At 44.3% G+C, this 16,198-nt stretch carries 14 protein-coding genes; 3 read left to right on the top strand and 11 right to left on the bottom strand.

Annotated features, from left to right (window positions below):
- Positions 1-231 precede the first annotated feature (231 nt).
- Positions 232-1,758 (top strand): glycerol kinase GlpK, encoded by a 1,527-nt coding sequence (gene glpK, locus E5260_RS12020; RefSeq protein WP_003641088.1) that lies wholly within the window; start codon positions 232-234, stop codon positions 1,756-1,758.
- A 1,037-nt stretch (positions 1,759-2,795) separates the two neighbouring features.
- Here the strand turns inward: glpK and E5260_RS12025 are convergent.
- The 5 genes from E5260_RS12025 to E5260_RS12045 form a co-directional block, all read right to left on the bottom strand.
- Entirely contained in the window at positions 2,796-3,176 is a 381-nt protein-coding gene (locus E5260_RS12025; protein WP_011101173.1) for an MFS transporter, read from the bottom strand.
- A 12-nt stretch (positions 3,177-3,188) separates the two neighbouring features.
- Positions 3,189-4,037 carry an MFS transporter gene (locus E5260_RS12030; protein ID WP_225867866.1) on the bottom strand — a complete coding sequence of 283 codons (849 nt, stop codon included), beginning with the start codon at positions 4,035-4,037 and terminating at the stop codon, positions 3,189-3,191.
- A 251-nt stretch (positions 4,038-4,288) separates the two neighbouring features.
- Positions 4,289-5,041, bottom strand: coding sequence for a nitroreductase family protein (locus tag E5260_RS12035; protein WP_003641082.1), 753 nt, complete (start codon positions 5,039-5,041; stop codon positions 4,289-4,291).
- The gene (locus tag E5260_RS12040) at positions 5,042-5,467 is read right to left on the bottom strand and encodes a hypothetical protein (protein WP_003641081.1); all 426 of its coding nucleotides are present in this window, start codon (positions 5,465-5,467) and stop codon (positions 5,042-5,044) included.
- Positions 5,468-5,712: 245 nt separating this feature from the next.
- Positions 5,713-6,021: a hypothetical protein gene (locus tag E5260_RS12045; protein ID WP_011101169.1), complete on the bottom strand. Its 309-nt coding sequence runs from the start codon at positions 6,019-6,021 to the stop codon at positions 5,713-5,715.
- A 705-nt stretch (positions 6,022-6,726) separates the two neighbouring features.
- Between E5260_RS12045 and E5260_RS12050 the strand changes: the two genes are divergently transcribed.
- Together E5260_RS12050 and E5260_RS12055 are read left to right on the top strand one after the other, a co-directional pair.
- Positions 6,727-7,776, top strand: a complete 1,050-nt coding sequence (locus E5260_RS12050; protein WP_003641079.1) for an aldose epimerase family protein — start codon at positions 6,727-6,729, stop codon at positions 7,774-7,776.
- A gap of 334 nt (positions 7,777-8,110) precedes the next feature.
- On the top strand, positions 8,111-8,698 hold the full coding sequence (locus E5260_RS12055; RefSeq protein WP_024971449.1) for a TetR/AcrR family transcriptional regulator: 588 nt from the start codon (positions 8,111-8,113) through the stop codon (positions 8,696-8,698).
- Positions 8,699-8,775: 77 nt separating this feature from the next.
- Here E5260_RS12055 and E5260_RS12060 read toward each other — a convergent pair whose 3' ends face one another.
- The 6 genes from E5260_RS12060 to cdaA all read right to left on the bottom strand — a co-directional run bounded on the left by E5260_RS12060 (position 8,776) and on the right by cdaA (position 16,145).
- Complete coding sequence (locus tag E5260_RS12060; protein ID WP_003645808.1) at positions 8,776-9,591, bottom strand: Cof-type HAD-IIB family hydrolase; 816 nt, start codon at positions 9,589-9,591, stop codon at positions 8,776-8,778.
- Positions 9,592-9,721: 130 nt separating this feature from the next.
- A complete protein-coding gene (locus E5260_RS12065) occupies positions 9,722-10,387 on the bottom strand; it encodes an EAL domain-containing protein (RefSeq protein ID WP_022637901.1) in 666 nt (221 codons plus the stop codon).
- Between the two features lie 199 nt (positions 10,388-10,586).
- Positions 10,587-12,404, bottom strand: coding sequence for a glutamine--fructose-6-phosphate transaminase (isomerizing) (gene glmS / locus E5260_RS12070; protein WP_003641075.1), 1,818 nt, complete (start codon positions 12,402-12,404; stop codon positions 10,587-10,589).
- A 537-nt stretch (positions 12,405-12,941) separates the two neighbouring features.
- Positions 12,942-14,297 carry a phosphoglucosamine mutase gene (gene glmM, locus E5260_RS12075; RefSeq protein ID WP_003641073.1) on the bottom strand — a complete coding sequence of 452 codons (1,356 nt, stop codon included), beginning with the start codon at positions 14,295-14,297 and terminating at the stop codon, positions 12,942-12,944.
- Positions 14,298-14,328: 31 nt separating this feature from the next.
- Positions 14,329-15,306: a CdaR family protein gene (locus E5260_RS12080; RefSeq protein ID WP_003641072.1), complete on the bottom strand. Its 978-nt coding sequence runs from the start codon at positions 15,304-15,306 to the stop codon at positions 14,329-14,331.
- Positions 15,303-16,145 carry a diadenylate cyclase CdaA gene (gene cdaA, locus E5260_RS12085; RefSeq protein ID WP_003643987.1) on the bottom strand — a complete coding sequence of 281 codons (843 nt, stop codon included), beginning with the start codon at positions 16,143-16,145 and terminating at the stop codon, positions 15,303-15,305. The genes E5260_RS12080 and cdaA overlap by 4 nt, the downstream gene beginning before the upstream one ends.
- Positions 16,146-16,198 lie beyond the last annotated feature (53 nt).

Here is a 16,198-nt window from a genome sequence, read left to right on the forward strand (position 1 = left end):
TAATCTTAGTTCAACGCCGTTACTAACCGTTGTACAAAAGTAATATTATCAAAACAAGCATGGTAACCCTTTCCTTATTTCAGCGAATTGGTATGGGTACGATGATTAATTCTCGATACTTCATGGGATGCCAGTTTATATATTAAGTTTTTTATATTTATTCACAAGTCCAACTATCCATGCTAGCATCAAAGATGATGTTATTGATTACAATCTTCGGAGGAACAAGTTATGTCAGCCAAATATATCATGGCCATTGACGAGGGGACCACGAGTACCCGCACCATTATTTTTAATCACGCCGGTCAAAAAGTTGCCGACGCCCAAAAGGAGTTTCCACAATACTTTCCGCAACCGGGGTGGGTCGAACACGACGCTACTGAAATCTGGAACGCGGTTTCCTCAACGATCGCTAACGTCTTAATTGACGCTAATATTAAACCTAATCAAATCGAAGCCATCGGGATCACCAATCAACGTGAGACTACCGTTGTCTGGGACAAGCAAACCGGTCTACCCATTTATAACGCCATTGTTTGGCAGTCCCGGCAAACTGCACCGTTAGCTGAGCAACTCATCGCTGATGGTATGGGCGATCTGATTCACCGGCACACCGGCCTAGTGACCGACGCCTACTTCTCAGCAACGAAAATTCGCTGGATCTTAGACCACGTTGATGGTGCCCAAAAGCGCGCGGAACGCGGCGAACTTCTTTTCGGGACTATTGATACTTGGCTCGTCTGGAAATTGACTGGTGGCGAGACCCACGTCACCGACTACACCAACGCCAGTCGCACCATGTTATTCAACATTCACGACTTACAATGGGACCAAACGATTCTGAACCTACTGAACATTCCTGCTGCGATGCTCCCAGAAGTACGGTCCAACTCTGAGATCTATGGCACGACTAAGGACTACTTGCTTTATGGTAGCCAAATTCCAATCAGCGGGATGGCCGCCGACCAACAAGCCGCACTATTTGGTCAGATGGCCTTTGAACCTGGCATGGTCAAAAATACTTATGGAACCGGTGCCTTTACCGTCATGAATCTGGGCGAGCAACCGCAATTATCCGACCACAACCTTTTAACGACCATCGCTTACGGGCTTGATGGCAACATCAATTACGCGCTTGAAGGCTCCATCTTCGTAGCGGGTTCGGCCCTGCAATGGTTACGCGATGGCATGCAACTGATCGAATCAGCACCAGAATCCGAAAGTCTTGCTCAACAGTCCCATAATCACAACGAAGTTTACGTAGTTCCCGCCTTTACCGGATTGGGCGCACCTTACTGGGATTCCGAGACCCGTGGAGCCGTCTTTGGCTTAACCCGCGGGACCACCCGGGCTGATTTTGTTAAAGCCACACTACAGTCACTGGCCTACCAGTCCCGCGACGTCATTGATACGATGAAAAACGACGCCAACATCACCATGCCCACACTCATGGTCGACGGCGGGGCAGCCCGCAACAACTGGCTGATGCAATTTCAAGCCGACATCTCAAACGTCAAGATCATCCGGGCCGCTGACCTCGAAACGACCGCACTCGGTGCTGCATTCTTAGCCGGCCTAGCCGTGGGATACTGGCAAGATTTGGACGAACTCAAATCAATCCACCAAACCGGCAATGTCTTCCAACCCCGAATGGCCGCGCCCCAACGTGCGAACCTTTACCAAGGCTGGCAAGCCGCCGTCAAAGCAGCCCAACTATTCAAGCACACCCCAATCGACGCCCAATCAAGTACCAACTAAACTAAATTTCTAGTCAAAAACGCCGCGACTGAAGTCAGTCACGACGTTTTTAGTTCAGCACTATTTTCCTTGAATCCATCACTGCCATTCTTATCTATCCGATAATCCGCACTGTGTTTGTTGCTTTTCATGATTAAAACGTGCCGATTAGGTGGATTTCTGTTCGTCAGCAATGATCGTCCTATTCCGACCTCCGGGGCTGGGTGACAATTGCTGTAACGTAAGCCGACATCGATTTGAGCTAACGCCCAACCCGCGTCATCTCAAATACGAGTCTTATTCTAAGCCGGAAGGAAATCACTTCCGACTAAGAATAATTTGGCTACTGAGCATTGTCACCCAGTCCCTCCAGTCTCAAGAGTGTGCGGGGCCACGAGTTGAAGCCGAGCATTGCCTAGCCAACGGATTAATGCGGTTTTGGCATTAGTCCGTTGGCGTAGCAAGCACAGGCTTTAGTGGCACCGAACACGTTTCGGGAAGCCGCTCGAATGGCTGATGAACGGCCACTTAACTTAGCACAATTTATCGTTGACTATTTTGATACAGGAACTTTAAACGAGACGTTAGGGTTACCCTAACCACTTTGTTGAAACGTTCGATTACTACTATGGTGATTCCGAAATAGTAAGCTATCACAATGTCATTTTCTGCCTGACAGTTGCTCGACAAAATTACTGTTTATGAAGAACAATGATGAGTCCAATAAAAGTTGGGTACATCTCCGTCTGCCATTCGAACACTGTCCCGACTGGAAGGCGTTTCTGACAATGCCCAGTGGTGAAATTTCACTTAGCAAGCGTCTTGTGCTTGGTTAGTGAAAGGCCAGTATTTAAGACGTGGGCTTCGGCTTAAATCTGTGCCCACCACGTTCCGGCAATTGGCAGAAATGCCTGGAAGTCGGCATAGGACACACTAACTAAGCAAGTTTACGCTAACCTGAACTTTTTCCAGCGGGTCTAAGCTGGTTGCTTTTGAACTTAAAAACTTGGCACGTTTTAATCATGATTGATGACAGATTAATGAATATCGCGTGGGGTTTATGATAATTGTAGTTCGTCTACTTTTTTGAAGGCGTGACTGGCTAGAAATAGCAGGAATATGCCGGCATAAAAGAGGGCAAATAGTAATAAGAATAGCCGTAAATCAAAGCGGTCAGCTAGGAAAGAAAACGCTAGCGAACCCAGCGGTAAGGTCACGGAAACCAGCGTATAAAAGCAGGTCATTACCTTCCCGAGTTGGTCTGAACCGACCATCGCTTGAATCATCGGTGTCTCAAATACTTGCGTCAGTCCTTGAAAGACAAAGCTCAGTAAGTAAATGATGGCAAACAGCCAGAACTGGTTGTACGACACTACTGTCAAGATCATGAATAACGCGCGCCCAAAGTTGCCGATGAGGTAAGACTGCCGAACGGTCAACTTTTTTAACTGTCAGTAGACTACCGTCATCCCTAATAATATTCCAACGGCTGACATCGACTCCAAAATACCGTAGTAGATCGAGTCACCGAAATGCCGCCCAAATAAAACGACGTACGTATTCAAACCGCCAAAGAAGAAATTCATGACGACGCTCGCAAACGTCAATAAACGCAGCAGCGGATCAGTGCTGATAATTTTGAAACCAACCAAAATCTGGTTGAGATACAAGGACTTTTCCCGCGTGTGTTGCTGACGGGGTTCAGCGAGTTTGATCCGCCTAAAAGTGGCAACGGTAACGACAAACGTGGCTGCATCCATGATTAAAACACCGAGCACTGAGCAGAGGCTGATCAAAAATCCAGACAGCGCGTTGAACACGTAATCCGTTCCCTTGTAGGCAATTGACATGTCCGCTTGTGCTTGAACTAGCTGGTCTGGCTCAACGAGCAGCGGTACTAATGTATCTTGAATCGGATAAGCTAGTGATCCAAAAAGGGCCGCGACGAATACCAGCCCGACATAGATACCTGGCAACTTAATATGTAACGCAACTAATCCAATTAGCATGACCACGATCACTAACTGTGAAAATTCAACCGCGACTAATAATCGGCGTTTAGAATGTCGGTCGATACTGTCACCAAACAGAAACAACAACACGCCCGGTAAAACAATAGCCACATTCATGATGCCGATCCACAACGCACTGTTGGTCAATTGGAGAATGAACCAGTTCATGGCAATCATGTAGATGCTGTCACCAGCGTTACCCACTGCTCGCCCTAAGACGAGTTTTCTGAAGTTGGCATTGATCACATTATCCGCCCCTTTCAAGCCTTGCAACAATGTTACTATCACACATCAGAATAAGGATCGACTCAGCTTTCACTCGAATCTGCAACGCAGCCCGGGCCTGCTTAGTAAACATCGTCTCAGAATTAATTATATTATAATTAGTAAAAATAACAATATTTAATCTTATTTTAATGTTAAGATTCGTCCTCCCAGGTACCAAAAAATCTCCCATGTCAGCTAATAGCGACATGGGAGCGTTACATTAACGGTTATTTTTCGTTCAGCCATTCTAATTATTAGTGTTATGGTAACGATTATTGGTCTAATTCCGGCAAAAAGCCCTGCTGCCTAGCGATTGTCAAAAACTCTCGCCGTTTGGCCGCTGAGTGGGTCGCTTCCTGCGTCATGTGCGCTAAGTGTTCCGTACAGGCGTGACTACTCCGATGTTGATAATACTGATTCAAAACGCCATCAAACCGGTCCAACTCCGCCTGATAACTCGCAGGCTCAGCATAGGTATCTTGAAACAACACAGCGGGCAACCCTAATCGAGGTTTCTTTTCAGGAACATCCGCTGGGTGCCCTAACTGCAACCCAAAGACGGGTAACGTCAAGTCCGGCAAGTGCAGTGCGTCAATCACCGCCTGCGTGTCGTTGTTAATTGATCCAAGTACAACGCTACCAAGACCCATGCTTTCAGCGACCATCACCATCGCCGCTGTAATCAGCGTGGCATCTTCAATACTACCAGCAAAGCGGTCAAATTCACTCAGTGCCCGACGCGTCGTTGCGCCCGGTGCTAGCTTGACGTTGCGGTGTTGGTCCGCAACCACAACTAATAAACGGCCGTTTTCACCAACCGTTGGCATCGTCGTAATCGTGGCCAATTGTTGCCGTAGTGCAGGCTGAGTGATCTCAATCAAACTGTATGCCTGTAAATATTGGCTAGTCGGCATTTGTTGTGCCGTTGTGATGATTTGCGCGAATTGCGCATCACTAATTGGTTCAGTGGTAAATTGTCGCCGCGTTCGATGGTCCTGTAAGGTTTCAATCACACTCTTTGTCACTTAAAATCGCTCCTGTTCTTGTTGTAATTCCCGTGACCAGTCCGTTAATTGTGGCAACACGTCCAGGTTCAAGTTAAACACAATTCGTTGACACACTTGATCAAGCTGTACGCTCCGAAATAAGGGATAACGGGTCCTGCCCTGATCCTGGTGTATGATAACACTTAACGTAACCAGCTCATCTAACGCCGTTTCTAACAGTGTCATCGCACGCTGCGGAAAATATTCTCGCTGTAGTGCCGGCGCGTCCAATGAGCAGCCTGCCAACGCTTCAACATCTCGCCGAGTCAATAACAAACTTTCCGGATGTTCGCCAATTAATCGACTTAAAATCTGAACAGTCAATTGGGTCTCAAACGCGTTACGAAAACGAAAACGGGTCTGGAAATGACTTTGAATAAATTGTAGCAATGCCCCATTCTTCATTTAATAACGAGCCTCCTTAAACATGCTTATTGATAATAACACTGATACTAGCGTTTGTAAGTTATTTTCCCCCACCACGCACCCGCAATTAAATCACCACAATCAGTCAATTACATGATCCAAACAAAAAAGCTGAGCTTAGAGAATTGACATTCTGAAAGTTCAACTTTTGAGCCAACGCCTACTAAAAAACAACCGCCGTTTGATAAACTCACACTCCTGCGCTAGACTTTGGCTAACAGCTTTTAGCCAATATGATTTTCTTTCAAAATCAGATCGACCTCAGCTTGCATGTCAGGTGTTTTTGTCCATTCTTCCCAATGATCCATCGTTTCATCGGGAATCGTAAATGTTTCATTAATATATTGCTCATACTTGGCAACATGCGTGGAATGCGGAATGTTTAGTTGTAATATCCGCACTTGCTTAATAAAACCACGTTCAGCTGCTAACTCAGCGCGGCCATTCATCAACATGTTTCCGATCTCCATGTATGAGGTCCCATCATTACGTGTTATTTCTTGAATTAAGTCTAATACTTCATGGTTTTTCAACTGCAATCCCTCACTTCACATTTTAGTATAAGCGGGGTTGGCAGTCGTGTCAAAACTGACCAGTAATTGCCAGGTGATCAGGCTTGGTATGCCTAATCACCTGTACTTGATGAACACTAAACTAACTCAGTCAGCCCCAAAATGCTACCATCAGCCGAGCACTCCTTTTTCTGAGTAAACATCAATCTTCAAAAATTACAAGAGAGCCTTATCTTCATCTGGTCCGCCATCAATTCGCTAATTTCACTCAAAAAACCACTATCCAAGCAGATAGTGGTCGGCATAAGAGAGAAAGAGAATTGATTAGAAGGTAATTAAATACCTTACAAACTAAGAATAAGCGATATTGTAAGCGTTGTCAACAGTTAGTCAAAATAAATAGATAAATTATTTCTATTTACTCATTAATCTTTTTCTAACACCCTCAGCCAGCCATGTTCGCCACTAAATTGCCGTCTTTACTTGCACAAAGTTAATTAATTCACCTTATTTAATAGATTGGTACCATTCACAATTACCAAGATTTAAAACAAACTTCTCAACCTAGATAATTTTAATTATTATCAACAATCAATTATAATTATTTACACTGGTTATTTAAATTGACTTCACTAGCAACTAACCCTGTCACTCTCGCATTAACACTTGCTGGGTTATTATTCGCATTCCCTTTAAGAATGAAATATACTAAAAGTAGGCGGTAACATGTCAGGCAGCTATGGGAGTGAGGGCATTATGAAAATAATCGAGCATCAGGAAAACGGGATTAATTATTATACATTAGTGAACAATCATCATATGAGCGTCACTATTATGGACTGGGGCGCCACAGTCACCGCGATCAAAACCCATGATAAAGATGGTAATTTTGCAAATATTGTCTTGGGATTTGACGACGGCGCCGACTACATCACCTATCAATCTTTTTTCGGTGCAACCATCGCTCGGGTTGCGGGGATCATCAAAAATGCCCGGTGGCGGCAGTATGACTTAACTCAAAATGCGGGCGAAAATCATCTAAACGGTGGTAATATGCCTCAAATTTCATTTGAACCATGGTTTTTAGAACGTAAACTGCACACTAGTGATCAAGTTGGACTCGTCATGCAATATATTACCTTGGACGGTGAGAACGGCTATCCCGGGACAATGACGATCACGGCTAATTTCGTATTAGATAACGACGGTAAATTTACTATTAGCTACACTGGTAAAAGTGATAAAACAACCTTATTCAACCCCAGCAACCATACCTACTTCAATCTAAGTGGGGATGCGGAACGCCTCATTGACCACCATGTTCTTAAAATCAATGCAGACGAGTACGCCGCGTTAAACAAACACGGTATTCCAACTGGTAAGTTGCCATGGGTCACCGACACCCCATTTGATTTTCGTGACCCAGTCGAGGTTGGACCCCAGGTTGCTAACATCAAGGGCGGGCTCCATCACGGCTTCGTCTTAAACGACACCCCATATCCACAAGTAGAATTACTAGATCGCATCAGTGGACGCAAAGTCACGATGCGAACGAACGCTCCGGCAGTCGTGGTTTCCAGTGCAACTAATTACCGTGATGATCGTTATCGACTCAATGGCGGTAAACCGATGCGTTCTCAACTTGGTCTTTCCCTGCAAGCACAAAAATTACCGGATGCTATTCACCACAAGGAATTTGGCAGTATCATTATCGAACCTAATATTCCTGTAACCTACCAAACGGCCTATCGTTTTTCTAATATTTACGACGTCTAACCACTCAAGAATGATTCAAATTGACCTCCCAGAATGCAAACTACTGGGAGCTTTTTTGACTCACTAATAATGCGTTACACCATACCATTGACTGAACGAAAATCTCCTAACCCATTTTAGTCGACGGACATGGCCTCATTACCATTTACCTACTAGGCGCATATGCTATTATGCACGTTGCGCGAGTTAATCTGTCATGACTCAGGACGAGTTAACTATCAAAATAAGTGCTATTATGATAATAATACCCACATGTGGCTTAACGACTAGTACATTTAGCGGCGGTTTAATAATGACCACCCCATCAAATGTAATTAATAAGGAGAATCAGATTATGCCAGCTACTGACTTACGTGTTCAGCGCACCCAGACTGCGCTGAAAGAGGCTTTTCGGACGCTTGCTTTAAAGTATCCGCGCTATCGTGATATTACTGTTAAGGAGCTCACAAGTGTCGCTAATATCAACCGCAAAACTTTCTATTTACATTTCGATTCCATTGACGATTTAGCGGAAACGTTCGTTCAAGAAGGTGCTGATAAGATTCTAGCACTCATTGACCCGCAAGGTTTCAAGAAAAACATTAGCCAACCCGGCTTAATCTTTGATCGCTTAGTGACCTATTTTCGCCAATCTGAAGCTTTTCACCGAGTCATTTTGTTGAATGATGATTACAGTTTTTTGTCTCGGAAAATCCACGCTGCCGTGGTAGCAGGGCTTACAACGACGATTCAAACAAACTATCATTTATCTGCAATCGATGCTAAGGTCTGTTCAAGCTTTTTGATCCACAACAATTTAACCTTTTTCCGGCTCTATTTTAATGGTGATTTAGGACTAACTTTGGCTGAACTAAAGCAGCGTTTAGTTTCGCTCAACACTTATGGCATTCATCAATTCTTCTACCCTAATCAATCACTTTAATAGGACCCAAAAAGCTGAGCTATCGAATAACGATGTTCATTCGATAGCTCAGCTTTTTACTGACTAGTTATAGGCTTTTAATTATTTAACAACTCTTGTTCAATGGTTGCTAATACCCCATCATGTTCATTATCCAGGGCCGTCACGTGTTTTGCTGCGGCTTGAATGTCCGCCGGTGCGTTGCACATCGCATAACTGTGCGCTGCATATCGCAATAATGGGACATCATTCGCCCCATCACCGAAGGCCATCACATTAGCTGCAGTTAACCCAAGTTTAGTCGCCAAGAATTGAATTGCTGGTAATTTTCCGACCCGCTGATCAACCAAATCTACGACGCCATACCCACTATCATGCGCACGTAACTCGCCATCAAAATAATCATTAGCTCGTGCCACCAGATCAGCAGCCTGGTCCGGTGACGTTGAGATACTGATTTTTTTAACGGTATCATCAACAGTGGCCAGATCCGCAACCAAGTGTAAATGATCATAAAACTGACGGGCCATCGCTACTAACTTATCAGGTGCTCCTAACTCAGTATACGACCCATGGCTACCAACTAAGATTACGTATGCGTCTTTGAATAGTGGCTGGTAACGATCAACAGTCACAAACTTTCGTTGCTGGTCTGCTGAAAGACTACCATCAAAGATCAAGCGGTCTTGGGCATAAATCGACGCCCCATTTTCAGCAACAACGATAAGATTATCCGCCATAACATCTTTAAATAACTGTCTAAGATGGGCATATTGGTTACCGGACGAAAGTACTAGGGAAACGTTTATCGCCCGTAACTGCGCCAAAACCCGTTTAAACCGTTCTTTGTCAAAACGCTGATCTTGATGCAATAATGTTCCATTCAAGTCAGTTGCAATTAAATTGATTGCCACAAGTAGCCACCCCATCTTTTATCATTTACTAACAAAATCGGCCTCGTCTCGTCATGTGATTCAGCCGATTAAACATCAACATGACACTCAGTTACATTGCTACGAATACTATTGTAGCATACCACTATTGTCATGCCATAAATGTCGCGGGTAGTTGCGGTTTGGCAAAATAATATCCTTGCCCTCGCGTAATGCCTAGATGATTAGCCAGTTGAACATCAGCCGCTGATTCAATGCCTTCAAAGGTAAATAGCATTTGCTGTTCCTCCGCCTTATCAAACCAAAATTTGAGCGTCGAAACAATTGCATCCGTAGTTGGGGTCCCCAGCGGTCGCATATTTTGTAACGCGAATTTAACCGTATTCACATATGGCAACATCATTTTGATCTGTTGGAATAGGTTATCAGAACCAACATCATCAAAAGCAAGTAATATACCAGCTGCCCGGTACCCAACACTTAATTGCTGTAACTCACTTAGCTCAGGTGTCGCAACTAGCTCAACAGTTAGTTCTCGTGGTAACAAATGCGTCTGCACATAGTGACTAATTGCAACTTGAAAGTCAGGATTAGCAAACTGACGCGCCGTTAAATTGATGGAAACATGATGGTTATTTAATTCTTGAATAGCGCAATCCAGCAATTGAATCAATTCTGTTGGCGCTATTTCAAAGGTCGCTGGTATTCGCCAAGTTTGTTGCCTCTCATCCCACTGTCGTAATAATAACTCATACAAGATTGTTCGGTTGGTTCCAAGGTTATTAATTGGCTGTGCAAAATATTTATATTTCAGCATGACCATTCATCCCCAATAGTCTAATTATTTAGTTGTGTTATCGCAACCGCTTACTTTATCATACCAAAAGATCGTCAACTTTCACAATAGCCTTATGAATATCAGCAGTTAAAAATTATGCAAAAGCTTTGTGGGCAATCAAAAAACGCCACCGTAATCGAACGGTGACGTTTCTTGGTGCCCACACACTTACTTTAAATTATTCAACGGTCACACTCTTGGCAAGGTTCCGTGGTTTGTCCACATCTAAGCCCTTGTTTAAGCTCGTATAGTAGGCCAATAACTGACCAGGAACAACACTAAGCAAAGCCGTTAATCGTTCATCAACCGTTGGCAAGATAACCGTGTCACCATCTTTAGCTAAACTATCGGTGACGATAGTAACTGTCTTAGCTCCCCGTGCAGCAACTTCTTGTAAGTTGGAGCGGGTCAACCCAGCGGTATTCTTTTGCGTAATAATCCCAATCACTGGGGTATCCTTTTCAATCAAAGCAATCGTACCGTGCTTTAATTCACCAGATGCGAAACCTTCAGCTTGAACGTAAGAGATTTCCTTGAGTTTCAAGGCCGTTTCTAATGAGACGGCGTAATCCAGTCCCCGACCAATATAAAAGGCGTTTGGCGTATTCAATAAGGCACTCTTAGCAATCTTTTCAAAAGTAGCCTTTTCATCAACTAAGCTTTGCATCCCATTAGCGACTAACGCCAACTGCTGTTTTACGTCGAAAGCTGTTGCAGCTGGTTGGTCAACGGCCACACCTAACGCCTTAGCTAAGATGGCTTGTAAGGCAATCTGTGCGGTATAGGCTTTGGTTGAAGCAACCGCAATTTCTGGGCCGGCATGCAATAACAACGTGTACGTTGCTTCGCGCGATAGCGTTGAGTTTGGCACGTTCGTGATGGTCAAGCTTGGGAAATGTTGATCGTTCACATTCAATAACACTTCACGACTATCAGCAGTTTCACCAGACTGGGTCAAGAAGATGAAGAATGGATGTGCTGATAATAATGGTTGGTTGTATGCAAATTCTGAAGAAACGTGCACTTCAGTTGGCACGTTAGCCAACGATTCAAATAACTTTGCACCAACCAGACCAGCATGATAACTAGTCCCAGCAGCCACAATGTATAGTCGATCGGCTGCTTTAAGAGCTGTTAACAAGTCATCATTGATGATTGGATCACCCGCATCATTAAGATAAACTTGGGACAGCTTCCGCATCACATTCGGTTGTTCATCGATTTCTTTTAACATGTAGAATGGATAAGTTCCCTTGTCAGCTTGAGCTGCGTCAATGTCGACATGGAATGGCTTCCGTTCAACTGGTTCACCGGCCTGGTTCGTGATTTTAATTTCATCAGGTTTAACGACCACGATTTCGCCATCATGTAATTCCAAGAAATCTTTCGTTTGGTCTAACATCGCTAAACTATCTGAGCAGACCACGTTAAAGCCTTCGCCGACCCCAATTAATAATGGACTCTTATTCTTTGCGACGTATAAGGTGTCAGGATCTTCCTTATCCATCAGTAAGAACCCATATGAAGAATGGCCGAGTAGCCCTAACGTCTTACGGAAAGCGGCCAACGTACTCAAGCCTTCCTTGGTGACAAACCGATCGACTAATTGAACAATGACTTCTGTATCTGTTTGAGACTTAAAAGTCACGTCACTTAAATAAGTCTGTTTTAAGTCTTCAAAGTTTTCGATCACGCCATTGTGAACTAAGTAGAAGCGGCCATCCGCAGAAACTTGAGGATGCGCATTGGCAACACTCGGTTCACCGTGAGTCGCCCAGCGAGTATGCCCAATCCCGGTCGAACCATGAACAGCTTCGCCTACTTCTTTACGTAAGTCATCGATCCGACCCTTTTCCTTAACTAAATAGTCATGACCATCTTGATCATTGACATAGATACCAGCTGAATCATAGCCCCGGTATTCCAACTTTTCCAATCCGTTCAATAAGATTGATACTGCACTATCTTTACCCGTTACACCAACAATTCCACACATAAATTAATCTTCCTTTACTGTTTGAATTGTTTCTAGCTGCGTGGTCAATATATCTGTCACCAACCTCACAGTCGGTTTTTGTAATTGACCTGTAGAGTGCAGTCCCTGACGTCACCCGTCGATTATCGATAAACGTCATCCTCGTCAACTTTAGATTCTAAAGTCCTGGCGCTATTCCGCTTTAACCAATTAACAATTGGTCTAGTCTAACCTCCGATTGGTATATTTCCTAGAAACAAGTTAACTTTACCGTTACATGTAATAAAAGTCAACAATATATTATATTGGTATACGTGTTAGTTAGCGTGTATACCAATCTCAAACGCTTATAAATCAAGGGCATCACGAATTTTCGAATTTTTTGTAACTTTTTTGCGGTCAAATTGGTTTGGGAGGCACTGGGTCTCCTGACAGTCGCCAGTTAACCGCGTTGCCACCGCGCCAACCGCATTTAGCAATGACCGTGCGTTTCATGGCAACAAAAAAGTCGCAACTCTAAGAGTAACGACTTTTTTGATGATCGGTCTGATCACTTAATTATTCAATGCCAACTTCAGCTTTGACCACATCGACGATCCGATCTACATAAGCGCTAACCAGTTCGTCGGTCTTCGCTTCTGCCATGACCCGCAATAAATCTTGGGTTCCAGAAGGCCGTACCAAGACGCGACCATCACCGGCCATTTCATCTTCAACGTCCTTGATAACTGCCTTGATCTTATCATTGTTCAAAGCGGCTTTCTTGTCTTGAACCTTAACATTCACTAACTTTTGTGGGTAAGTCGTCACTTCGGCGGCTAATTCAGAAAGCTTCTTACCCGTTTCCTTCATGACGTGCAATAACTGAATTCCAGTCAACATGCCATCACCCGTCGTATTAAAGTCTAAGAAGACCACGTGACCAGATTGTTCACCACCAAGGTTATAGCCGTCCTTCAACATCTCTTCGACAACGTAGCGGTCACCAACTTGGGTCTGCTTGCTGTGCAAACCAGCTGCTTCTAAGGCCTTGTATAAGCCCAGGTTACTCATGACCGTTGTGACGACTGTATCCTGCTTCAACTTGCCTCGTTCACTGAGGAATTTTCCACAGATGTACATAATCTTGTCACCGTCAATAATGTTTCCAAGTTCATCGACTGCGATACAACGATCACCGTCCCCATCAAAGGCTAAACCAACTTGAGCGCCTTTTTCAACGACGAATTTAGATAATGCTTCGGGATGCGTTGAGCCGACCCCTTTGTTGATGTTCAATCCATCTGGTGCCGTAGCCATCGTATCAAATTCCACGTTCAAATCCGCAAAGATCCGGGAAACTAAGTTACTGGTAGAACCATTGGCACCATCGACAGCCAAATGAATGCCGCTTAAGTCATCTGGAATCGTTTGTTCCAAGAATTGTGAATATTTAAGATTACCCTCTGGAAAATCAGCAACTGTCCCCAGACCTTCCGCTGCTGGCCGTGGTAAAGTGTCTTTCGTTTGATCCAGTAATTCTTCGATTTCTTCTTCCTTGGCATCAGACAACTTGAAGCCGTCGCCACCGAAGAACTTGATCCCGTTATCTTCAACTGGATTGTGAGAAGCCGAGATCATGACACCCGCGTCAGCATCTTGGATCCGTACTAAGTAGGCCACTCCTGGCGTCGTAATTACACCGAGACGTAAAACTTCAATTCCGGCTGAAAGCAAGCCGGCAATCAAGGCTTCTTCCAGCATTTGGCCCGAAATCCGGGTATCGCGTGCAACTAAAACGCGTGGTTGCGTACTCTTGTTTTCCGCATGTTCCGTCAATACGTAGCCACCAGCACGACCTAAACGAAAAGCCATTTCAGGTGTTAAGCCTGAATTTGCAATTCCCCGAACACCATCAGTACCAAAATATTTCATTATAATTTACCTCATTTCAAAAGTGTCATGATTAATCATTTTTAACTGTAATTTTTACTTTGACCGACGTTGGGCTAACTGACGAGATCCCATCCTCATCGCTAGTCGAAACATCGACCGTCTTAGTCGTGGTTGAATCAACATTCGTCACATCAACATTGACTGGCAAAGACTTCAACTTCGCCAATGCCGCCTTCGTGCCAGTAACCGTCACTGACTTCGTGTCAGATGAGAATGAATAACTGGTGTCCGCCGCGGTCTTGCCACTGGCTTTCAAATCGATTGGCACATCTTTCGTCGTTGTCGCCTGCGTAATGGGAATATACACCGACGTGGTCGAAGGCGTCAAGACAACGTTCAAATTTTGACCGTTGGCATCTAATGCTTCAATGATAGCCTGCTGGTTCACGGATTTCTCTAAATTCTTGTTGGTATTAACGACCGCAACGACTTTCGCGACTTTGCTAACTTCGCTGACGGCGCCCGTAACTTTGACAGATGATGTTCCGAGCCGTGCCGATCCAACTTCATAACCATCTGCTACGTTGGCTTTATTGAAGTCTGCGCTGACCTTATAAGTAGCCGTTCGTCGTGGTTGAATATTAACATGAATGTACTTTTGACTAAGTCCATAACTCAATTCTTTATTCAAGCCATCGACTTCGACTTTGACACTGTGCCGCCCAACTGCCAACTTAGATAAATTAGCATAAACTTTAAAATTCTGCGTGTTAGCCGTAGTTGTGACTAAAGCAGACGGCCCTTCGATCGTAACTTTAATATTTTCGGGATAGCCCGTTACAAAATATTTCGTACTATTCACGTTCAGTTCTAAGGGCGCGCTAATGGTCACTTTACGGTTAGATGTCAATGTCGTTTTCGATGAACTATTCGTCAAAATACTGGCGTTATGCGTTGTCTTTAACGAATTAACGTAGGCGAAGAGCACCAACGCACACAGCAGTGCTAGTAGCCGCATTGACCAATTGCTATTCATAAATTTTTTCATTTTCGGGGACCTCCTCCGAAAACTCGTCCAAACCAATTTTGAAGCGCGTTTTGCTTGGTTGAATCCTCAGGCGTTAGTAAGACTTGGCGGAAATACCGTAAGTAATTTTCACGCGTCATCCCCCGCATCAGCTCATTGTCCTTAGTAATCGACACTTCACCGGTTTCTTCCGAAATAACGATGGTGAGGGCATCCGTTACCTCACTGATTCCGACCGCGGCACGGTGCCGAGTTCCTAACTCTTTAGGAATCAGATTGCTTTCAGATAATGGCAAGTACGCCGCCGCAACCTTGATTTGATTATCTTGAATAATAACGGCACCGTCATGTAACGGCGTATTTGGAATAAAGATATTAATTAATAATTCGCCGGTGATATCAGCATCTAATGCGATCCCAGTCTCGATATAATCCTCAAGACCCGTGTCCATCTTAATCGACATTAAAGCGCCAATTCGCCGTTTAGCCATATATTGGATGGCCTTATCCAGTTCGGCAATCATCCGCTCTTCATCTTCATTCTGACGCTTACCACGCGCAAACATGGAGCCACGCCCTAAATGCTCCAATCCTCGCCGAATTTCGGGCTGGAATATAATAACCATTGCAATGACTGCCCAGTTAATAATTTGGTCCATAATCCACGATACCGTGTCCAGACCAATCAAAACACTCACAGCTTTAATAATCGCAATGACAACGATCCCGCGAAACAGTTGTACGGCTTTAGTGCCCCTTAGCAACACAATCAGCTCATAAATGACAAACCATACCGCAAGAATGTCAAGGAGTCGGACAAAGTTTTGTAAGGTCAACAAACCGCTCCAATTGAAAGTCATTAGTCTCCTCCTCATGAAAATCATTTACTTTCACATTATAGCACGGCAACCCG

Source organism: Lactiplantibacillus plantarum, from assembly GCF_014131735.1.
In the GTDB taxonomy this organism is placed as follows: Bacteria; Bacillota; Bacilli; order Lactobacillales; family Lactobacillaceae; genus Lactiplantibacillus; species Lactiplantibacillus plantarum.